23 protein-coding genes and 2 tRNA genes are annotated in these 21,783 nt (G+C 35.8%); 20 read left to right on the top strand and 5 right to left on the bottom strand.

Annotated features, from left to right (window positions below):
* The first annotated feature begins 199 nt into the window (after positions 1–199).
* Together LQE94_RS03390 and pdxR are read left to right on the top strand one after the other, a co-directional pair.
* Positions 200–1,870 (top strand): glutamine--tRNA ligase/YqeY domain fusion protein, encoded by a 1,671-nt coding sequence (locus tag LQE94_RS03390; RefSeq protein WP_240577016.1) that lies wholly within the window; start codon positions 200–202, stop codon positions 1,868–1,870.
* 5 nt (positions 1,871–1,875) lie between these two features.
* Positions 1,876–3,285, top strand: a complete 1,410-nt coding sequence (pdxR, locus tag LQE94_RS03395; RefSeq protein WP_022076412.1) for a MocR-like pyridoxine biosynthesis transcription factor PdxR — start codon at positions 1,876–1,878, stop codon at positions 3,283–3,285.
* A gap of 39 nt (positions 3,286–3,324) precedes the next feature.
* On the opposite strand, the gene LQE94_RS03400 is transcribed toward pdxR, so the two are convergent.
* Positions 3,325–3,528: a hypothetical protein gene (locus LQE94_RS03400; protein ID WP_022076411.1), complete on the bottom strand. Its 204-nt coding sequence runs from the start codon at positions 3,526–3,528 to the stop codon at positions 3,325–3,327.
* A 177-nt stretch (positions 3,529–3,705) separates the two neighbouring features.
* Between LQE94_RS03400 and cls the strand changes: the two genes are divergently transcribed.
* The 9 genes from cls (at position 3,706) to LQE94_RS03450 (ending at position 12,582) form a co-directional block, all read left to right on the top strand.
* Complete coding sequence (gene cls / locus LQE94_RS03405) at positions 3,706–5,265, top strand: cardiolipin synthase (protein ID WP_240577017.1); 1,560 nt, start codon at positions 3,706–3,708, stop codon at positions 5,263–5,265.
* A 126-nt stretch (positions 5,266–5,391) separates the two neighbouring features.
* Entirely contained in the window at positions 5,392–6,672 is a 1,281-nt protein-coding gene (locus tag LQE94_RS03410) for an adenylosuccinate synthase (RefSeq protein ID WP_240577018.1), read from the top strand.
* A 146-nt stretch (positions 6,673–6,818) separates the two neighbouring features.
* The gene (locus tag LQE94_RS03415; RefSeq protein WP_240577019.1) at positions 6,819–6,986 is read left to right on the top strand and encodes a hypothetical protein; all 168 of its coding nucleotides are present in this window, start codon (positions 6,819–6,821) and stop codon (positions 6,984–6,986) included.
* A 405-nt stretch (positions 6,987–7,391) separates the two neighbouring features.
* Positions 7,392–7,907 (top strand): SEC-C metal-binding domain-containing protein, encoded by a 516-nt coding sequence (locus tag LQE94_RS03425; RefSeq protein WP_240577020.1) that lies wholly within the window; start codon positions 7,392–7,394, stop codon positions 7,905–7,907.
* Between the two features lie 67 nt (positions 7,908–7,974).
* Complete coding sequence (locus tag LQE94_RS03430; protein ID WP_240577021.1) at positions 7,975–8,298, top strand: DUF1540 domain-containing protein; 324 nt, start codon at positions 7,975–7,977, stop codon at positions 8,296–8,298.
* Positions 8,299–8,479: 181 nt separating this feature from the next.
* On the top strand, positions 8,480–9,868 hold the full coding sequence (locus LQE94_RS03435) for an AI-2E family transporter (protein ID WP_240577022.1): 1,389 nt from the start codon (positions 8,480–8,482) through the stop codon (positions 9,866–9,868).
* Between the two features lie 2 nt (positions 9,869–9,870).
* Positions 9,871–10,797: a homoserine O-acetyltransferase MetA gene (metA, locus tag LQE94_RS03440; RefSeq protein ID WP_022074618.1), complete on the top strand. Its 927-nt coding sequence runs from the start codon at positions 9,871–9,873 to the stop codon at positions 10,795–10,797.
* A 42-nt stretch (positions 10,798–10,839) separates the two neighbouring features.
* Positions 10,840–12,015 carry an aminotransferase class I/II-fold pyridoxal phosphate-dependent enzyme gene (locus LQE94_RS03445; protein WP_240577023.1) on the top strand — a complete coding sequence of 392 codons (1,176 nt, stop codon included), beginning with the start codon at positions 10,840–10,842 and terminating at the stop codon, positions 12,013–12,015.
* Between the two features lie 54 nt (positions 12,016–12,069).
* A complete protein-coding gene (locus tag LQE94_RS03450) occupies positions 12,070–12,582 on the top strand; it encodes a hypothetical protein (protein ID WP_022076033.1) in 513 nt (170 codons plus the stop codon).
* A gap of 46 nt (positions 12,583–12,628) precedes the next feature.
* Here the strand turns inward: LQE94_RS03450 and LQE94_RS03455 are convergent, their stop codons facing one another.
* On the bottom strand, positions 12,629–13,996 hold the full coding sequence (locus LQE94_RS03455; RefSeq protein ID WP_240577024.1) for a spore germination protein: 1,368 nt from the start codon (positions 13,994–13,996) through the stop codon (positions 12,629–12,631).
* A gap of 407 nt (positions 13,997–14,403) precedes the next feature.
* Here LQE94_RS03455 and infC point away from each other — a divergent pair, with 407 nt between their 5' ends.
* The 3 genes from infC to rplT are packed head-to-tail and all read left to right on the top strand — an operon-like array spanning position 14,404 to position 15,522.
* Entirely contained in the window at positions 14,404–14,898 is a 495-nt protein-coding gene (gene infC, locus LQE94_RS03460) for a translation initiation factor IF-3 (RefSeq protein WP_022076031.1), read from the top strand.
* 39 nt (positions 14,899–14,937) lie between these two features.
* Entirely contained in the window at positions 14,938–15,135 is a 198-nt protein-coding gene (gene rpmI / locus LQE94_RS03465) for a 50S ribosomal protein L35 (RefSeq protein ID WP_022076030.1), read from the top strand.
* A 30-nt stretch (positions 15,136–15,165) separates the two neighbouring features.
* Positions 15,166–15,522, top strand: a complete 357-nt coding sequence (gene rplT, locus LQE94_RS03470) for a 50S ribosomal protein L20 (RefSeq protein ID WP_022076029.1) — start codon at positions 15,166–15,168, stop codon at positions 15,520–15,522.
* Positions 15,523–15,573: 51 nt separating this feature from the next.
* Here the strand turns inward: rplT and LQE94_RS03475 are convergent, their stop codons facing one another.
* Entirely contained in the window at positions 15,574–15,909 is a 336-nt protein-coding gene (locus LQE94_RS03475; RefSeq protein WP_240577025.1) for a helix-turn-helix domain-containing protein, read from the bottom strand.
* A gap of 167 nt (positions 15,910–16,076) precedes the next feature.
* Between LQE94_RS03475 and LQE94_RS03480 the strand changes: the two genes are divergently transcribed.
* Both LQE94_RS03480 and LQE94_RS03485 read left to right on the top strand, forming a co-directional pair.
* Positions 16,077–16,289, top strand: a complete 213-nt coding sequence (locus tag LQE94_RS03480; RefSeq protein ID WP_172696939.1) for a helix-turn-helix transcriptional regulator — start codon at positions 16,077–16,079, stop codon at positions 16,287–16,289.
* Positions 16,290–16,468: 179 nt separating this feature from the next.
* Positions 16,469–16,747, top strand: coding sequence for a hypothetical protein (locus LQE94_RS03485; RefSeq protein ID WP_240577026.1), 279 nt, complete (start codon positions 16,469–16,471; stop codon positions 16,745–16,747).
* A gap of 109 nt (positions 16,748–16,856) precedes the next feature.
* On the opposite strand, the gene LQE94_RS03490 is transcribed toward LQE94_RS03485, so the two are convergent.
* Positions 16,857–16,941 (bottom strand) — tRNA-Leu (locus LQE94_RS03490).
* Positions 16,942–16,986: 45 nt separating this feature from the next.
* A tRNA-Leu gene (locus LQE94_RS03495) sits at positions 16,987–17,071 on the bottom strand.
* Between the two features lie 245 nt (positions 17,072–17,316).
* On the opposite strand from LQE94_RS03495, the gene dnaG reads away from it, so the two are divergent.
* From dnaG to LQE94_RS03515, 4 genes are read left to right on the top strand one after another with little or no spacing between them, the layout of a single operon-like run.
* On the top strand, positions 17,317–19,101 hold the full coding sequence (gene dnaG, locus LQE94_RS03500; RefSeq protein ID WP_240577027.1) for a DNA primase: 1,785 nt from the start codon (positions 17,317–17,319) through the stop codon (positions 19,099–19,101).
* Between the two features lie 56 nt (positions 19,102–19,157).
* Entirely contained in the window at positions 19,158–20,270 is a 1,113-nt protein-coding gene (gene rpoD / locus LQE94_RS03505) for an RNA polymerase sigma factor RpoD (protein WP_022075107.1), read from the top strand.
* A gap of 11 nt (positions 20,271–20,281) precedes the next feature.
* Positions 20,282–20,995 carry a tRNA (adenine(22)-N(1))-methyltransferase gene (locus LQE94_RS03510; protein WP_022075108.1) on the top strand — a complete coding sequence of 238 codons (714 nt, stop codon included), beginning with the start codon at positions 20,282–20,284 and terminating at the stop codon, positions 20,993–20,995.
* Entirely contained in the window at positions 20,985–21,767 is a 783-nt protein-coding gene (locus LQE94_RS03515; RefSeq protein WP_022075109.1) for a Nif3-like dinuclear metal center hexameric protein, read from the top strand. Before LQE94_RS03510 ends, LQE94_RS03515 begins: the two co-directional genes overlap by 11 nt.
* The last annotated feature ends 16 nt before the right edge of the window (positions 21,768–21,783 follow it).

The following is a 21,783-nucleotide window of genomic DNA, read 5'->3' on the forward strand; positions in this document are numbered from 1 at the left end:
GATATAGAGTTAATTTGCGCTTTTTTACATGACCAATGAATCAGAAACAATATGAGAGATGTGATAGCAAGGATGCAATAAGTTAGATCTGCCCATGGATAGTTCATGAAACAACCCTGGTTTTTCTGAAAATCATCTTGCTGTCATATCTGATTTATGGTAAAATCAATTGCAGATTTTACGATAGTAGGAGGCAACTATGGAGAACGAAACTGTTTCAAAAAACTTTATAGAACAGGAAATAGATAAAGACCTGGCGGAAGGTGTATATGATCATGTGTGTACACGATTCCCACCGGAGCCGAATGGATATTTGCATATTGGACATGCGAAATCTATTTTGCTGAACTATGGATTAGCGCAGGAATATGATGGGGAATTTCACATGCGTTTTGATGATACGAATCCGACAAAAGAGAAGATGGAATTCGTAGATTCGATCAAAGAAGATATCAAATGGCTAGGAGCTGACTGGAAGCAACATTTATATTTTGCATCAGATTATTTTGATCAGATGTATGATTGCGCAGTGAAATTGATAAAAAAAGGAAAAGCATATGTGTGTGATCTGACAGCGGAAGAGATCCGTCAGTATAGAGGAACTTTAACTGAAGCTGGAAAAGAAAGTCCATACCGCAACAGAAGTGTAGAAGAGAATCTTCAGTTGTTTGAAGAGATGCGTGAGGGCAAGTATGAAGATGGAACAAAAGTACTTCGTGCTAAGATTGACATGGCATCACCAAATATTAACATGAGAGACCCTGTTATTTATCGTGTTGCACATATGACGCATCACAATACAGGAGATAAGTGGTGTATTTATCCGATGTACGATTTTGCACATCCAATTGAGGATGCAATCGAAGGAATCACACATTCTATTTGTACATTGGAGTTTGAAGATCACAGACCATTGTATGATTGGGTAGTAAGAGAATGTGAATTTACTATGCCGCCAAGACAGATTGAGTTTGCAAAATTATATCTGACAAATGTAGTGACTGGTAAGCGTTATATTAAGAAGCTGGTAGAAGACAAGATTGTAGATGGCTGGGATGATCCACGTCTTGTGTCCATTGCAGCACTTAGAAGAAGAGGATTCACACCGGAATCAATTAAGATGTTTATTGAAATGTGCGGAATTTCAAAGGCACAGAGTTCGGTTGATTATGCAATGTTAGAGTATTGTATCCGTGAAGATCTGAAGTTGAAAAAATCTCGAATGATGGCAGTATTAGATCCTATCAAACTTGTTATCGATAATTATCCAGAAGGACAGATTGAATATCTGGATGTACCTAACAATCTTGAAAATGAGGAGCTTGGAACAAGAAAAGTACCATTCTGCCGTGAACTTTATATTGAACGAGATGACTTTATGGAAGAACCACCGAAGAAATATTTCCGACTCTTTCCAGATAATGAAGTCCGCCTGATGTCAGCATATTTTGTTAAATGTGTTGGATATGAGAAGGATGAAGATGGTAATGTTACAGTTGTACATTGTACTTATGATCCGGAAACAAAGAGTGGAAGCGGCTTTACAGGAAGAAAAGTGAAAGGAACAATTCACTGGGTAGCAGCGCCAACAGCTCAAAAAGCAGAAGTGAGATTGTATGAGAATCTTGTTGATGAAGAGAAGGGTGTATATAACAAAGAAGATGGTTCTTTGAACTTGAATCCAAATTCATTGACAATTTTAAAAGAATGCTATGTAGAACCAAGTTTTCAGGATGCGAAAGCATATGATAGCTTCCAGTTTGTACGAACAGGTTACTTCTGTATTGATGCGAAGGATTCAACAACAGAGAATCTGGTGTTTAACCGCATTGTTTCATTGAAGAGTTCATTTAAACTTCCAAAGAAATAAGGTTTATGAATGAATTAACAATTAGCTTACAGCCAAAATCAGGCAAACCATTATATGAACAGATTTATTCATATATCAAAGAAGATATTCAGAACGGACGTATGAAGAGCAGCGAGAAACTGCCTTCAACAAGATCGTTGTGTAAATATTTAGAAGTAAGTAGAAGTACAGTGGAACTGGCATATGAACAATTACTTTCAGAAGGATATGTGAAGGCAGTACCTTATAAGGGATATTATGTAACAGATATTAAAGGATTATATCAAATTAAGAATAGTTCGAGAGAGTATCAGGAGAAAGAACAGTCGCAAAAGAGACAGTATTTGTATGATTTTACTCCCAATGGGGTGGATTTAAGAGGATTCCCTTATAATGCATGGAGAAAATTATCAAAGGAATGTTTGGCAGACGATAAAGCTGAAATGTTTCGGCTGGGAAACCCGCAGGGGGAACTGGGATTGAGAAATGCGATATGCAATTATCTACATCAGGCGAGAGGTGTTAACTGCTCGCCTGATCAGATTATTGTAGGCGCAGGAAATGATTATCTATATATGGTTCTTACAACGGTAATGGGAAATCACCATAAAATTGCATTTGAGAATCCGACTTATAAACGAGACTATCAGTTGTTTTATAATTTGTCATACGAGACATGCACGGTAGATATAGACGAACAGGGGATGGATGTTTCAAAACTGGAGCAGTCGAATGCTGACATTGCATTTGTTATGCCATCGCATCAATATCCACTTGGAATTGTTATGCCGGTAAAACGCAGACTAGAGCTCCTTCAATGGGCAGAAAAGAAAGCAGACAGGTATATTATAGAGGATGATTATGACAGTGAATTCCGTTACAAAGGGAAACCTATCCCAGCATTACAAGGATATGATAATCATGAAAAAGTAATTTATGTGGGAACCTTTTCGAAATCTATAGCACCTGCAATACGTGTAAGTTATATTGTATTACCTCGCATATTACTTCAACAATATTGGGAAAAAAGCGGATTTTTAAATTCAACTGTTTCAAAAGTGGATCAGCTTATATTACAGAAATTTATTGAAGAAGGATATTATGAGCGGCATTTGAACAAGACAAGGGCCTTATACAAAGGGCGTCATGACAGATTGCTTGCATCATTAAAATGTCTCAGAACGCAGTTTGATATTTCAGGAGAAAATGCAGGAGTGCATTTGTTACTACATTGTAAGAATAAAATGTCGGAGACAGAGTTGATTCAAAGAGCAGCGGATAAAGACGTGAAAGTGTACGGATTGTCAGAATACTATGTTAAACAACAGATGCAAAAACAGGCTACGATTCTTCTTGGATATGCAAATATGCAGGAGAAAAGTATTGTTGAGGCAGTGCGATTGTTAAAAGAAGCATGGACAGAAAAAGACGCATAAAGTAAGTTTTTTTCTTACTTTATGCGTCTTTTTTCATAATTAAAGGTTTTCATCTCTTTTTAAAGAAACATATTCCCGTTCTTTCACTGGCTGAAGATCGTTGTCTAAATCAAAATCGTCTTCTTCAAAAATATCATCTTCTGTATGCTCATGTGAAAAGTACTTTTTGAAAGCATAAACGGAAATACCAATACCTATTCCGGCAAGCAGACATCTAGAAAGCAATTTTATAAATTTATTCATGGTTTTGATCCCCTTTCAATCAGAAATAATCTTGAATCTTAATGTATTTTAATACTTTTTGGGGTAAAATACAATTCTTTCTTGGATTTTCTGCATAAGAGAATTTGCCCAAGCACAAAAATCGTGCTATAATATGCGGTATTATACAAGGCAGGTGAACCTAACAGGAGGAGAATGATGAATCATCCAGCGGTGAAAAAAGCAAAAAATAAAATACTGGAAATTGTCTTCAGCCGTACAGCATTAGTTTTATTATTGATTTTACTACAACTGGGAGCAATGTTTGTACTGTCTACAATTCTGCGGGATTATGCGGTATATGTGTATTCATTAGAGCTGATTGCTCAGATTTTAATTGTCGTATATATCATAAATGATAAAACATGTCCGGAATTTACATGCACATGGATGCTATTGATTTTAATCTTTCCTGTATTTGGATGTTTGTTTTATGTTTATGTAAAACTTGAACTTGGAACGAGGATGTTTGGCAAACGGTTGTGTGATGTTCAGATGGAAACCTGGCCGTATTTGAAACAACAAAAGGAAATTGTAGAAGAATTGCAGGTTAGTAAGCCAGCCAACGCAAATCTTGCCAGATATATGGCGAATCAGCTGCATTACCCAACATATCGCAATACAAAAGCAATGTATTTTAGTTGCGGAGAAGAAAAATTTCCGGAGCTTTTAAAACAGTTGAAAACGGCTCAAAAATATATTTTTTTAGAGTATTTTATTGTCGCGGAAGGATATATGTGGGAATCAATACTTGAGATTTTGAAGCAGAAAGTGGCAGAGGGCGTAGAAGTTCGTTTTATGTATGATGGTATGTGCAGCATTTCTCTGCTTCCATACAAATATCCAGAGGAAATCCAACGCTATGGTATTAAATGTAAAATGTTTAGTCCAATCCGACCGGTTTTGTCAACCGTACAGAATAACCGTGATCATCGTAAGATTTGTGTTATTGATGGAAAGGTAGGATTTACAGGCGGAATTAACCTTGCAGATGAGTATATAAATAAAAAAGAACGTTTTGGCTATTGGAAAGATACAGCTGTCATGCTTCAAGGTGATGCGGTGCAGAGTTTGACAATGATGTTTTTACAGATGTGGAATGCAACGGAGCTGCTTCCGGAACAGTATGAATCATATTTGACAGACATGTCAACAGAACTGAAAAGAGAATTAGGGTTTGTTATTCCATATGCAGACAGTCCATATGATCATGAAAATGTTGGTGAAGAAGTTTATTGCCATATTTTAAATCATGCCAAGAAATATGTGCATATTATGACGCCATATTTAATACTGGATCGCGAAATGCTGGATGCTTTATGCCGCGCTGCAAAAAGTGAAATCGATGTAAAAATTATTATGCCGCATATTCCGGATAAGTGGTATGCATTTGCGGTGGCAAAGACATACTATGAAGAACTTATCGAAGCCGGAGTGAAAATATATGAGTTTACGCCAGGTTTTGTACATGCAAAAATATTTGTGTCCGATGATGATACAGCAACAGTTGGAACGATTAACTTGGATTATCGTAGTTTGTTTCTTCATTTTGAGTGCGGGACATTTATTTATAATAATCCAATCGTACATGATGTGGAGGCAGATTTCCAAAAGACATTGACGCAATGCGAAAGGGTATCAGTTGCAGATGTTAAAAAAATAAGTCCGTTTATGTTTATTTGTGGACGAGTATTGCGGTTAATTGCACCATTAATGTAAAAACCAGCAAAATTTCGTAAAAAAGATTTTACTTTGTTTGAAAAATATAGTATAATTCATTAGGTGGCTCATTAATAAGAGTACCTAATAAGAATTAAAAAGTTCAAATACGCAGGAGGATTTGATATGGTTAAAGCAGTGGTTGGAGCGAACTGGGGCGATGAAGGAAAAGGTAAGATTACCGATATGCTCGGAAAAGAATCAGATATTATCGTTCGTTTTCAGGGAGGAGCTAATGCAGGACATACAATCGTGAATGATTATGGAAAGTTTGCTCTGCATACTCTGCCTTCAGGTGTGTTTTATGATCATACAACAAGTATTATTGGTAATGGAGTAGCATTAGATATTCCAAAATTATTTGGAGAGATTCAGTCTATAGTAGAAAAAGGAGTTCCGGCTCCAAAGATTCTTGTATCAGATCGTGCACAGATTGTGATGTCTTATCATAAACTGTTTGATGCTTACGAGGAAGAACGTCTGGCAGGAAAATCATTTGGATCTACAAAATCAGGAATTGCACCTTTTTATTCAGATAAGTATGCTAAGATTGGTTTTCAGGTAAGTGAATTGTTTGATGATGATTTGCTTAAAGAAAAAGTTGTTCGAATCGCAGAACAGAAAAATGTATTGTTGGAGCACTTATATCATAAACCATTATTGAATCCAGATGATTTATATAACGAATTGATGGAATATAAGAAAATGGTAGAACCATATGTATGTAATGTATCGTTGTTCCTTCATAATGCAATTAAAGAAGGAAAAAACATTCTTCTTGAAGGACAGCTGGGCTCATTGAAAGATCCAGATCATGGAATTTACCCAATGGTTACGTCATCTTCTACACTGGCTGCATATGGTGCAATCGGTGCAGGAATTCCACCATATGAAATTAAACAGATTATCACTGTATGTAAAGCATATTCGAGTGCTGTAGGAGCAGGTGCTTTTGTAAGTGAGATTTTTGGTGATGAAGCAGATGAATTGAGAAAACGCGGCGGAGATGGCGGTGAATTTGGAGCTACTACAGGTCGTCCAAGACGTATGGGATGGTTTGACTGTGTTGCTTCTAAATATGGATGCAGAATGCAGGGAGCAACAGATGTTGCATTTACAGTTTTAGATGTACTTGGATATCTTGAAGAGATTCCGGTTTGCGTTGGATATGAGATTAACGGAGAAGTGACGACAGAATTTCCTGTAACACATTTGCTTGAGAAAGCAAAACCAGTATACAAAGTGCTTCCAGGCTGGAAAGAGGATATTCGTGGTATCAAAAAATATGAGGACCTTCCGGAAAACTGCCGTAAATACATTGAATTTATTGAGGAGCAGATTGGATATCCAATCACTATGGTCAGCAACGGACCAGGACGAGATGATATTATTTATAGAAATAAATAAGAATGCAAAAAGTGTCAGAAGTTTTTCTGGCACTTTTTTTGCGGGGAAATGTGCGTTAATATTCTTATAAAAAATAATTTCCGGCATATTTTTATTGTTCGGCTAATATAATGATAGAGCTGAAGTAAAAAGGAGGAGATGTTGATATGCAGCAAAACAGCATGAAAATTAAACAAAAACAAAAAGTCATTTCAACAGAAGAATATTTAATGAAAAAGGGATTGCTTTACAAAAATCGGTCGGAAGAGCAAATAAAATCCATAACAATACCTCAAAACTGTATTGTTATGGAATTAGAAATGTTATATGTGTAAAAAAATTATTTTTCAGGAGAATCATCGGAATGCTTTGCTAAACGATAAATTAGAATATAAGCATATAATAAAACCGGTAAGATAATTGTGGAAGCAATAGCTGCTTTTAATAAATCTGATGTATAAGCTGAGTCAATCAGTGCCAATATTAAGGTGCAGATATAAAGTCCCGCTAAGAGGATGGCACCTATCAGAGCAAATATCCGAGTTAATTTGTGCATAGAATCAATCCTTTCTAAAAAGTACTGTAAGCATTATAGCTGAATTATTAAGAAAATACAAACAATTTCTGGGTATTATGAAGAATGTTTAAACGATAAAAGAAATATTTTAGTTGCAAATCATTGTGAATTGACATAGAATATTAAAAGACGAGTTATTACTTAGATAAAGGAGTTAAATACGATGAGCGATAAAAGTTTATTAGAACAGTGGAGAGCTACTGCGTATGATCAGAGCTTAAGCAAAACAGAATTAGAAAATTTCTGGAGTAAATATTTTACAATTGAGAAAGATATTTATGTAGAACTTTTAAAGAATCCAGACGAAGAGGTTCGTGGAACTTTAAAAGAAGTGGCAGCAAAATATGGACAGAATGTTATGACAATGGTTGGATTCTTGGATGGAATCAATGACAGCTTAAAAGTTGCCAATCCAATTGAGACAATGACAGAAGACACTGAAATTAATTTAGTATTCGATAAAGAATTACTTTATAAGAATATGATTGATGCAAAAGCAGACTGGCTGTATGGATTGCCACAGTGGGATGATATTTTTGATGAAGAAACAAAGAAACGTCTTTACAGAGAACAAAAACAGTCAGGAACAATCCGTAAAGAGAAAAAAATCGGAAGAAATGATCCATGTCCATGTGGAAGTGGAAAAAAATATAAAAAATGTTGTGGACGTAATATCTAATTGTGCATAATATGATGTGAATTAAGACATAATAAGAGGGAGTTCAAAAAAAGGAGGAACTTTTATTATGCCAGATTTAAGATGTACTGTACAGACATGTGTACACAATCAGAAATTTTTATGTGACCTGGATAGTATTGAAGTTGGAGGTCATGATGCCAGAACAACAAGTGAAACTTGTTGCGACAGTTTTCAGGAACGGACAGGAGATTCATATTCCAATTCCAGCATGACAGGTCAGGCTTCAGATTTGACAAAGATTGACTGTAAGGCAACAGAGTGTATGTATAACGAACATTATGCCTGCCATGCAGGGAAAATCAGCGTAGAAGGAAGTAATGCATGTGATTGTGATGGAACAGAATGTGCGACATTTACATGCGATTGCTAAAACGATAAGTATGATTAATCCAGGAAGAAATTCCTGGATTTTTTATTGCACAGAAAATTCTATTTCCTAGTATTTGACATATTTGATGTTATACTGTTGTTGACGTAATATCTTTGCCGCGTTATAATCTTCTTAATGCATAAAAATAAAGATTTCATGAAAGAAAGGGTGACAATACGCTATGGATCAGTCAGCTGAGAAAGATAAAGATGTCACAAAAAAAGACGATAAAGTGAAAGAAAAAGAAAAGAAAAAGTCGGTTGAGAACAGCGGGTATTATATTAATAGACCTAAATTTGGAAACAATGGACCTTCAAAATTGAAACAACAATTTAGTCAGGGGCTAACCCTACTGTTGGTAGTTATAGTCTGCCTTTTGATTTATTTTGCACTTTTACGATTGGAAAGGATTTCAAATGTTATTTATCTTGTATTGGGAATACTTAAGCCTATAATATATGGGTTTGCGATTGCGTATCTTTTAAACCCAATTGTAAAAAAAGTAGATGAATATTTGATTCCACATATCAATAAACATTTTCCAAATAGTAAAAAAGCAGCGCAGATTTCAAGAGGTACAGGTATATTTGTTGCGGTTGTTTTGTTGATTTCAATTATTACAGCACTGTGCAATATGATGCTTCCAGAATTATATAAGAGTATTTGGAACATGGTATCCACAGTTCCGAGCCAGTTGAATACAGCAGTTGATCAAATTACAAAGATGATGTCAAAAGATACTACTACCGGACAGCTTTTTACAAATGTACTCATGCAGGCGACGGATTTTATTCAAAATTGGATGAAGACAGATTTATTAGAACAAGTTAATGTTGTAATGTCTAACCTGACAGTTGGAGTGATTAATGTTGTAAAAGAATTGTTTAACGGAATTATTGGAATCATCATCTCTGTTTATGTGCTTTGGGGGAAAGAAGTATTTTCCCAGCAGGCAAAAAAGATAGTTTACGCGATTTTCAAACCAAATTCTGCGAATATGATCTTGCATCTGACGATTAAAAGCAATGAAATCTTTGGCGGGTTTATTATCGGGAAGATCATTGACTCTGTTATTATTGGAATATTGTGCTTTATTGGTCTGAGTATATTAAAGATGCCATACGCATTACTTGTCAGTGTGATTGTAGGTGTTACAAATGTAATTCCGTTTTTTGGTCCATATATAGGGGCGATACCGAGTGCGATTTTGATCACTCTTTCAAATCCGATAAAGGGTCTGTACTTTTTAATTTTTATTTTGATTTTACAACAGATAGATGGAAATATTATCGGACCTAAAATTATCGGAAATTCGACAGGTCTGTCGGCTTTTTGGGTTGTGTTTTCGATTTTGTTAGGAGGAGGTTTGTTTGGAATACCAGGAATGATTCTTGGTGTGCCTACATTTGCAGTATTGTCTTATATTGTGACAATGCTTATAAACCATAATCTGGAGAAAAAGAATCTGCCGATAGAGGCATCGTGTTATGATGAGTTGAGTTATGTGGACACAGACGGGACATACGTTCATTCTGACAGAAATGAATTTAAAAAATATAAAGGGGAATAGAAATGCCAATTCGAGTACAAAATGATTTACCGGTAAAAGAAATACTGGAACAAGAAAATATATTTGTAATGGATGAATATCGTGCGGCACATCAGCAGATACGTCCAATCAGCATCGGACTTTTGAATCTGATGCCATTAAAGGAGGATACGGAACTTCAGATACTGCGGTCGTTGTCTAATACACCGTTGCAGGTTGACGTGACATTTGTGAGAGTTAGCAGCCATGTTTCTAAAAATACTTCAACCAGTCATATTTATAAATTTTATGAGTCGTTTGAAAGTATTAAGAATAAAAAATTTGATGGATTTATTATTACAGGGGCACCGGTAGAGCAGATGCCGTTTGAAGAGGTTGACTACTGGGAAGAATTAAAAGAAATTATGGAGTGGACGAAAACAAATGTCACATCAACACTTCATTTATGTTGGGGAGCGCAGGCTGGAATTTATTATCACTATGGGATTGATAAGGTGATGTTATCGGAAAAGAAGTTTGGTGTGTTTCCACATCATGTACGTGATCGTAAGATTCCGCTGGTACGTGGGTTTGATGATATATTTTATGCACCACATTCCAGACATACTGAGGTTCCTTTAAAAGAACTGGAGGCCGATGACCGTATTAGAATCCTTGCTGATTCAGATGAGGCAGGTGTTTTCTTGTGTATGGCAGAAGAGGGAAAACAGGTTTTTGTTATGGGACATCCTGAATATGATCGTATGACATTGGATACAGAGTATAAGCGAGACTGCGCAAAAGGATTGGATATCCAGATACCAATCAACTATTATCCGGATAATAATCCGGACAATAAACCAAATTTGCTGTGGAGATCGCACGCAAATACTTTATATAGTAACTGGCTGAATTATTACGTATATCAGGTGACTCCATATAATCTGTACGGAGCACCGGATTTTAGCTAAGAATGTGTAAAAACAAGATAAGAGTATTACGAGGAAGATATAATGGAAGATACATATTTTTCAGATAAGGTAAATGCATTAAAAACAGGTGTATTTGCCACGCTGAATCAAAAGAAAGCAGAACTTATCCGGAGAGGAAGAAAAGTGTATAACTTATCGGTCGGAACACCTGATTTTCCACCGGCACCGCATATTATGAAAGCAATGGAGGATGCATGCAAGAATCCGGAGAATTATAAATATTCATTGGAAGACAGGCCGGAATTGTTAGAGGCACTTCAATTTCATTATAAACGTCGTTTTAATGTGAATGTTGAAAAAGATGAAATTACTTCAGTAAATGGTTCACAAGAAGGCATGGCACATATAGGAATGGTTTTGTGTAATCCGGGAGATACAATCCTTGTGCCAAATCCAGGGTATCCATTGTTTGAAACAAGTGGAATGATGGCTGATGCAAAGATAGAGTATTATCCGATTAAAGAGGAAAATGGGTATCTGCCAGACTTGGATGCAATACCGGAAGAGATACTTGCGCAGACAAAATATATGATTGTATCTTATCCGTTAAATCCGGTATGTGTATGTGCGCCGGATGAATTTTATGAACGCCTGATAATATTTGCAAAAGAGCATGACATTATTATCATTCATGATAATGCTTATTCCGATATTATTTATACACGAAAACAAGGACGTTCCTTTTTATCGTTTGATGGTGCAAAAGAGGTGGGAGTTGAGTTTTATTCCTTGTCAAAGTCTTTTAATCTGACAGGAGCAAGAATCTCTTTTGTGGTAGGAAATAAGCAGATTATAAATAAATTAAAGGTTTTTCGTTCACAGATAGATTATGGAGTGTTTCTTCCTGTTCAATATGCAGCAATTGCGGCATTGACAGGACCGCTTGATGTGGTAGAAGAACAACGTCAGGAGTATGAAAAGCGAAATAAAATGCTTTGTGGTGGTTTACGCTCAATTGGGTGGGATGTACCGGATAGCCAAGGCACAATGTTTGTGTGGGCAAAAATTCCGGAAAAATATAAATCATCTGTTGAATTTTGCCTGGATTTAATGGAGAAAACAGGCGTTATTGTTACACCTGGAAATGCTTTTGGCAGTAGAGGGGAAGGTTATGTGAGAATGGCTTTGGTAGTTGGCGAAGAAACGATTTCAGAGTTGTTATCAGTGTTGGAAGAATCAAATATATTTTCAAAATAGATACAAAATATTTACAAGAAAAATATTTAATACGTTAGATGGGAGAATGGCAGTATGCAGCGAATTGCAAAATTTCATAAAGTAAGTGAAGAAAGATTCGTAAATGACTGGAAGGATACTTTTGAGGAAACAAGTGAAGCAGAGATTAAAAAAATCTATGAGAATATCTCGTTACCTAAAAGAGCAACTGCAGGTTCGGCAGGATACGATTTCTACGCACCGATGGATATTTGTCTTCAGCCAGGCGAGACAATAAAGATTCCAACAGGCGTTCGAGTTGAGATGGAACCAAATTGGGTTTTGAAATGTTATCCTAGAAGTGGACTTGGATTCAAATTCCGTTTACAGTTAAATAATACGGTTGGCATTATCGATAGTGATTATTTTTATTCGGATAATGAAGGACATATTTTTGCAAAGCTTACGAATGATACAAATGAAGGTAAGACAGTACAGATTTCAGCGGGAAATGGTTTTATGCAGGGGATATTTGTTGAATATGGAATTACAGTAGATGATGATGTAACAGATATTCGAAATGGTGGATTTGGAAGTACTACAAAATAGAAAATAGATCGACTGTTGCAAAAATGGTGATGCAACAGTCGATTTTTTAATTTTTATTGATTTTTATATAGCTTCTTCCGGTGATCGTGCGATTGAAAATAAGAAAACATGCGACGATGATACAACCGATAACAAAACCTATAATATTAAAACAAGCTGTCATAATTAAAAGAATTAAACGCATGAATTTTAATGCATAACCAAGTTCGTAATTGGGCTGGGTGTAGTCTGCTACAGCAACAAAAGCCATGTATAGCATTACTTCGGAATTAAACCAGCCGGATTGTACTGAAAATTCTCCCATTACGATACCGGCAATCACACTAAGCGGAGTACTTAGCATACTGGGTGTATTTAAGGCTGCAAGCCGTAAACCATCAATCGATAATTCTAAGATTAAAAATTGATAAAAGAGGGCAATGTTTACAGTATCTTGTACCACAACAAAGGAAAAAATATCAGGGAGCAATTCTAAATTTTGCATAAACAACAAAAATACCGGAGTTAAAAATACAGTTCCAAAAGAAATCAATGCACGTGAAAATTTCAGATAGATACCGGTGATTTTTGGAAAATAGTAATCATTTGCTTCTTCTACCATATCAAAGACGGAAGTTGGCAAAATCATTGCTGAAGGAGAATTGTCGACTAGAATTACAACTTTTCCTTCTAAAATACAGGCGGCAGCAGTATCAGGACGTTCAGAGAACTTAAATTTTGGAAAAGGGTTAAACCATTTCCGTCTGAACATTGCTTCAGCAAGGCTTTGCTGATTCATGCGAAGATCATCTACTTGCATATTTTGGAGGATGTTTTTGATTTCTTCAAGTAAGGGCTGGTTAACCCGGTCTTTCATATAGCAAATTGCGATATCTGTCCGAGAAGTCTGACCACCCTCTGTAATTTCCATAATAAGGTGGGGATCACGGATTCTTCTTCGGATTAAAGCTGTGTTAAATACAATTGTTTCAACAAAACCATCACGTGAGCCACGAAGAGATTTGTCCTTTTCTGGTTCGTCAACATTTCTAGAAGGGTATGTTCTGCAATCAATTGCAAAGCAGAAAGAATATCCTTCTATAAATAAACATGTTATTCCTGAAAGAACATCTCTTATAATTTCATCGTAATCCTGTATGATGTCTATTTCTGCGTGTGGAATAAGGCATTCTGCAAATAATGTGGCATCAGAGGGTAGTTCATCTGATTTTAATTTGTATAAAGAATCCAGTATTTTTAACAGAGTTTCATCTTTGGTAAAACCATCAATAAAATAGAAGACTGCTTGTTTGTCTGCGATTTTGATACTGCGGCGGATTATATCAAAACTTTCATGGATTGGAAGCGTTGTATCCATGTATTTAATGTTTTCATAAAACGATGAAGTCATTTGTCCTTGAAATTTAGTAATCATAATATAAGCCTCTTTCTTTTGATTCATTACAATAATTATAGAATCCCCTCAGCACAAAAGAATTATTCGCTGTCTTTACATTTTGCAAAAGGTCTGTTATGCTTTACGAGAAGGATATTAAGAAATATTAAAAATCATGCTAAAAAAATAATTTACATATTGACATTTGTGGTGAAGTGTGATAAATTAATATCTGCATGAGGCAAAAGAAAGAAGAGTATCCACTCTCACCATAGCACAAGTAAGTGACTACTGGTTTGATATTGATGATTTTATCTTTTGAAAGATAGATGTATTGATTCGGGTGGAGCAGATTCACTCGATTTTTTTGTTTCAAAAATATGTTTCGCAAACAAACAACCTAAAGGAAATTCATTTGACGGAGGTATACGACAATTAGCGATTTAATGATTAACGAACAGATTAGAGACAGAGAGGTTCGTCTGATTAGTGAAGACGGAGAACAGCTGGGAGTCATGTCAGCAAGAGAAGCTTTTAAGCTTGCACAGGAAGCAGAACTTGACCTTGTCAAGATTGCACCAACAGCAAAGCCACCGGTATGTAAGATTATCGATTATGGAAAATACAAATATGAGCTGACAAGAAAAGAAAAAGAAGCAAAGAAAAAACAGAAGACTGTTGAAGTTAAAGAAGTGCGTTTGTCACCGAATATCGATACAAATGATTTGAATACAAAGGTGAATAATGCGAAGAAATTCATCACAAAAGGAAATAAAGTAAAGGTTACACTTCGTTTCCGAGGAAGAGAAATGGCACATGTACAGCAGAGCAAGCATATTCTTGATGATTTTGCAGCTATGCTTGAGGATGTAGCAACAGTCGAGAAGCCGGCAAAGATGGAAGGCCGGAACATGAGCATGGTTTTAACTATAAAACGTTAAAAATAAAAAACAGAAGCAACGATAAAGGAGGAAATCATCATGCCAAAAATTAAAACAAATAGAGCGGCAGCAAAACGTTTCAAAGCAACAGGAACAGGAAAACTGAAAAGAAATAAAGCTTACAAGAGCCATATCTTAACAAAGAAGACAACTAAGAGAAAAAGAAATCTTAGAAAGTCTACAATCACAGATGCAACAAACGTAAAGAACATGAAGAAAGTTTTACCATATCTGTAAGATTTGAAAGTATTGAAGGAGGATTAAGAAATGGCACGTATTAAAGGCGGAATGAACGCAAAAAAGAAACACAATAGAACATTAAAACTTGCTAAAGGATATAGAGGAGCACGTTCAAAACAGTATAGAGTTGCAAAACAGTCTGTAATGAGAGCTCTTACATCTGCATACGCAGGAAGAAAACAGCGCAAACGTCAGATGAGACAGCTGTGGATCGCTCGTATCAATGCAGCAGCAAGAATGAATGGTCTTTCATACAGCAAATTTATGTATGGATTGAAACTCGCAGGTGTTGAGATGAACAGAAAAATGCTTGCTGAGCTTGCAGTAAACGATAAAGAAGGATTTGCAACACTTGCAGAAGTTGCTAAATCTAAACTTGCTTAATTTCAACCAGAAGAAAAAAAGAAAGGGTTCGATTTTCGATCCCTTTCTTTTTTATTCTGGTTTTGATAATTGCTCTACAAGCTGAAAGATGAGAGTTTGATTGCTTTTGTCTAAACGTTCATATGCACGACATAATTGATAATTTCGCTCCGACACCTGCTTGCATTCTAGTTGATATTCCAAGGTGTGACGGGCATCTGAATAACAAAGTATGTAGTCAATAGATACATCAAAAAATTTTGATAGATCAATTAAAATATCTGCTGGGAGAGAAGATGTTCCGTTTTCTATTCTGCTGATAGTTTGTTGAGAAACATTTAGCTTTGCAGCCAATTCTTCTTGAAGTATATTTCGTTCTTTTCGAAGTTCTTTTACACGATTCTGCACAATTTTACACTCCTTCATGTTATACTATCTATTTTATCCAATATTTTCCATCGTGCTATCCAAGATAAGAGTATAAATATACTCACATTTAGTGTATAAAGAACAAATATAGGATTAATATACTACGAATCAAGAAACAAATGGTAAAATATAAACGGGTGATGAAAATGTTAAATAATACAATTGGAAAGAATATAAGACGAGTACGTGAAATAAATGATATGAATCAGGAAGAGGTTGCAGCACAATTGAATATTCGCCGACAGACGTTATCTGCATATGAGACAGGTCGCTCTGTTCCTAATATTTATATTTTGCTAGAACTTGCATCGTTTTTTAGAGTATCCATTGAAGATTTGACAAGAAATGTAAAATTATAGGTTACCGGTCGCACTATGTGAGTCGGCAACCTTATATGATGTCAGTCTTGTAATGCATATGGAAAATGATGTATAATATAAACGAGTTTAATTTATCTGGTATCTATAGAAAAAGATATGATTGTTTGCGGATACCAAAATTTATATAAGTTCAAGACAGATGAGGAGGCCGGAATAAGATGGAAGAAGTGACATGGTTTTTTGAAGACGAAGATGGAAAATGTGTGGCAAGTGTGCAACTGGGAATTGATGATATGAGATATGCTGTTCAATATTTGAAAAATGATGTAGAGAATGGAAGATATATACTTGGATATACAAAGGCTGATGGTAAAAGAAGAGTTTTTAAAGGTTCTCGACAAATTGTGAATCATATGTCTGATGACAAAAAAGAAATAATTCCAGATGAAGTAGTAAAAACAGAAGTGGAAAGCAAGAAGAATGAAATAGTTGAATAAAAAACGAGCAGAGAAAAAACTCTGCCCCTTTTTTTCTCTTTTTGCTAAATTAAGTAATAAAAAATCCCGAAAACGCTGCAATTATCAGTGCTTTTCGGGATAAATTAAATGCGGAAGATGGGACTTGAACCCACACAAGCGCAATGCTTACAAGATCCTTAGTCTTGCTCGTCTGCCAGTTCCGACACTTCCGCATATGGTAAATAAGTACATATAAAACAAATAATCTATGAAATAGATGCGGAAGATGGGACTTGAACCCACACGATCGCATTGATCACAAGATCCTTAGTCTTGCTCGTCTGCCAGTTCCGACACTTCCGCTTGTTTTGTTTTCGTAGCTGTACTTACGCCACGAATAGTATAATACAATGAGTTGAGAAGAATGTCAACACATTTTTTTGACTTTTTTAAATTTTTTGAAAAATTATTGAAATTACAAAAATAAGGAAATGTTAAACAGCTAATGAATATAATAATACTGTGGGAAAATAAAAAATAAAAAAATAAAGGAAATTTGAAAGTTTTGTCGAATATAATATTATGGAGAGTATACAAAGGAGGAGATCATGTATTATTCGGAAGAGCTAATAGAAGAAATCAGAATGAAAAACGATATAGTAGATGTCATTTCCAATTATGTACGACTTCAGAAGAAAGGAAGTTCCTATTTTGGACTTTGCCCGTTTCACAATGAAAAGTCCCCGTCTTTTTCTGTAAGCAGAGACAAGCAGATGTATTATTGCTTTGGTTGTGGGGCTGGTGGGACAGTATTTACATTTCTTATGGAATATGAGAATTATTCTTTCCTTGAAGCGGTTCAATATCTTGCAGAGCGTGCAGGAGTAGAACTGCCTAAAGAAGAATATTCAAAAGAAGCAAAGGAACGATCTGATTTGAAAGCGACCTTGTTGGAAATCAATAAGATTGCTGCACAATATTATTATGTTCAGTTAAAATCTGAACGCGGTGCAGTTGCTTATGATTATTTGACAGACAGAGGACTTTCAGAAGAGACCATAAAATCTTTTGGGCTTGGATTTGCAACAAAGTATAGTAATGATCTGTACAATTATCTTAAACGTAAAGGGTATAGTGAAGAATTGATCCGTCAGGCAGGGCTGATTAATATTGATGAAAAAAATGGAGTTTATGATAAGTTTTGGAATCGTGTTATGTTTCCGATTATGGATGCAAATAGTCGAGTAATTGGATTTGGTGGCCGGGTTATGGGAGATGCAAAGCCAAAATATTTAAATTCCCCAGAAACAGCTGTTTTTGATAAAAGCAGAAATTTGTATGGGCTGAACCGGGCACGTACATCGAGAAAATCATATTTCCTTGTTTGTGAAGGTTATATGGATGTTATTTCACTTCATCAGGCAGGATTTACGAATGCAGTTGCGTCTTTAGGAACTGCGTTGACATCAGGACATGCTTCATTGATCAAACGATATGTAAGTGAAGTATATCTTACATATGATAGCGATGATGCCGGTACGCGTGCAGCACTTCGGGCAGTTCCGATTATGAGAGAAGCTGGGATTGCAGCAAAAGTTATCCGAATGGATCCATATAAGGACCCAGATGAATTTATTAAAAATTTAGGTGCAGAGGAGTTTGAAAAAAGGATTGAAAATGCCAGGAACGGCTTTATGTTCAGTTTGGAAATATTGTCAAAGAATTATGATATGGAATCTCCAGAAGAAAAAACAGCCTTTTTTCAGGAAACAGCAAAACGCTTAATAGAATTTGAGGATGAGCTGGAGCGTAATAACTATATAGAAGCTGTTGCAAAAGCATATCGCGTAAACCCAGACAGTCTTCAAAAACTTGTCACAAAGACGGCGATTAAAGAAGGTTTGGCAAGTCCTACGAAACGCCCTAAAAATTTGAATCAAAATAAAGATTTAGTATCAAAAAAGGAAGATGGGAATAAGAGAGCACAGAAGATTTTGCTTACATGGTTGATTGACCAGCCTAAGTTGTTCCAGATAATTGAGGAGTATGTTACTCCGGAGGATTTTACAGAAACAAATTATCAAAAAGTAGCCGAATTATTATATGAGCAATATCATTTAGGAGAATTAAATCCAGCAAGAATATTGAATCATTTTACGGAAGAGGAAGAACATAGGGAAGTGGCAGCATTGTTTAATACTCGTATACGGGAGTTAACTACCGAGGAAGAAAAAGATCGTGCTATAAAAGAAACCATAATAAAAGTTAAGAATAACAGTATTGATCATCAAACAATGAATTTAAATCCAACAGATATGGTTGGGTTACAGCGACTTATGGAGTCAAAGAGAAAGCTTCAGAACATTGGAAAATTGCATATTTCTCTAGATTAAGGATAAAATAAAACAAGATATCTGTATGACGATGCAGATAGAGGAAGGAAGGACACATGGAAGATATTACACAGAAATTTTTAGAGCGCCTGAAAGAATTGGTTGCCCTGGGCAAGAAAAAGAAAAGTATTCTTGAAATTCAAGAAATCAACGATTTTTTCCGTGATATGGATTTGTCAACGGAACAAATGGAAAAGGTTTTTGAATATCTTGAAGCGAACAACATTGACGTATTACGTATTAATTCGGATGATGACGATGATGTGGATTTGGATGCAATCATGTCGGATGAAGAAGATGTAGATGTCGAGAATATTGATCTTTCAGTTCCGGATGGAGTTAGTGTAGAGGATCCTGTTCGTATGTATTTAAAGGAAATCGGTAAAGTACCGCTCTTAAGTGCTGAGCGAGAGATTGAGCTGGCACAGCGCATGGAAGAAGGCGATGAAGAAGCGAAAAAAGAACTTGCTGAGGCAAACCTTCGTCTGGTTGTCAGCATTGCAAAGAGATATGTAGGACGAGGAATGCTATTTTTAGATTTGATCCAGGAAGGTAATCTTGGTTTGATCAAAGCGGTTGAAAAATTTGATTACCACAAAGGTTATAAATTCAGTACTTATGCTACATGGTGGATTCGTCAGGCTATTACACGTGCTATTGCAGATCAGGCAAGAACGATCCGAATTCCTGTTCATATGGTAGAGACAATTAATAAATTGATTCGTGTGTCACGTCAATTACTGCAGGAACTTGGGCGTGAACCAACGCCGGAAGAGATTGCAAAAGAACTGGACATGCCGGTAGAGCGTGTGCGAGAGATATTAAAAATATCTCAGGAACCAGTTTCCTTAGAAACACCTATCGGAGAAGAAGAAGACAGTCATTTAGGAGATTTTATTCAGGATGATAATGTTCCTGTTCCGGCAGAAGCAGCAGCTCAGACTTTATTAAAAGAACAGTTAGATGAAGTGCTTGATACTTTGACTGAAAGAGAACAGAAAGTTTTAAGACTTCGTTTTGGTATGAACGACGGACGAGCAAGAACATTGGAAGAAGTAGGAAAAGAATTTGATGTAACACGTGAACGTATTCGTCAGATTGAAGCGAAGGCACTTCGTAAACTTCGTCATCCAAGTAGAAGTAGAAAACTTCGTGATTATTTAGATTAAGAGGATATCATATGGAATTATCAAAGAGACTGCAGGCAGTTGCAGATCTGGTAACACCAGGATATACAATTGCGGATGTAGGCACAGATCATGCCTACATCCCAATTTATCTTGTGGAAAAAGGAATTGTTCAAAGAGCGGTGGCTATGGATATTAATGAAGGTCCGTTGGATCGTGCAACAGAACATATTAAAGAAAATAAATTGGAAAATCAGATACAAACACGTTTGTCTAATGGGTTGCAACATTTACAAAAGGGCGAAGTGGACACAGTCATTCTTGCAGGAATGGGTGGAAATCTGATGATTAATATTTTAAATGAGGATTTTAATAAAACAAATTCCTTGAAAGAATGCATCCTGCAGCCACAATCAGAAGTGTTTAAAGTGAGAACCTTTCTTTTAGAGAAAGGCTTTTTATTCATAGAAGAGAATATGGTTTTAGATGATGGAAAATATTATCCGATGATGAAAGTAATTCCCCCTGAAAAAATAGAAGAAATAAAACCAGCTTTCTGGTCAGAGATTGAAATACGTTATGGAAAATTACTGCTAGAAGAAAAAAATCCGATTTTAAAACAATTTCTCGAACGAGAGTCTGGCATTAGGAAAGATATTTTAAGTAAGTTGGAACGAGTAGAAGGAATACATATTTCTGAGCGAAAAGCAGAATTAAATCAGGAACTTTTCCAAATCAAGGAGGGGTTGAAATACTATGCAATGTAAAGAAATCATAGAAATAATAGAAGAAAACTATCCAAAAGAGGCTGCATTAACTTTCGATAATGTAGGACTACAAGCTGGACGTAGCACCAAAAAAGTATCAAAAATACTTTTAGCTTTAGACGCTACTACTCCAGTGATAGAACTTGCAGAAAAACAGGATGTTGATATGTTAATCACGCATCATCCGTTGATTTTTTCACCGTTAAAATCTATTACGGATCAAGATTTTGTCGGAAGGAGGATTTTACGTCTGATTCAGGATGACATAGCATATTATGCAATGCATACAAATTATGATGTACTGGGGATGGCAGAGCTGTCAGAAGAAATATTGCAATTAAAAGAAACAGAAGTTTTAGATGTTACAGGAGAATTTTTCGGAATTTCACAAGGAATCGGTCGTGTCGGATTATTAGAATCAACTATGAGTTTAAGATCTTTTTGCGATTATGTGAAGGAAAAATTAGTGCTTAGTAATATAAAAGTATTTGGAGATTTAGACAAGGAGATTAAGAAAGTTGCAATTTCTCCGGGATCTGGAAAAAGTGAGATAGCAGTAGCATTAAAACATAATGTTGATGTGCTTGTTACAGGAGATATAGGGCACCATGAAGGCTTAGATGCTATGGAACAGGGACTTGCGATTATCGATGCAGGTCATTATGGAACAGAATATATCTTTGTGGATGATATGAAAAAATATTTATCACAGAGATGTCCGGGAGTTGAAATTATAACAGAACCTGTATCACATCCATTTCAAGTTGTATAGGTGAGAGCAGGAGAAA

It is taken from the genome of Mediterraneibacter sp. NSJ-151, from assembly GCF_022487435.1.
GTDB classification, from domain to species: domain Bacteria; phylum Bacillota; class Clostridia; order Lachnospirales; family Lachnospiraceae; genus Schaedlerella; species Schaedlerella hominis.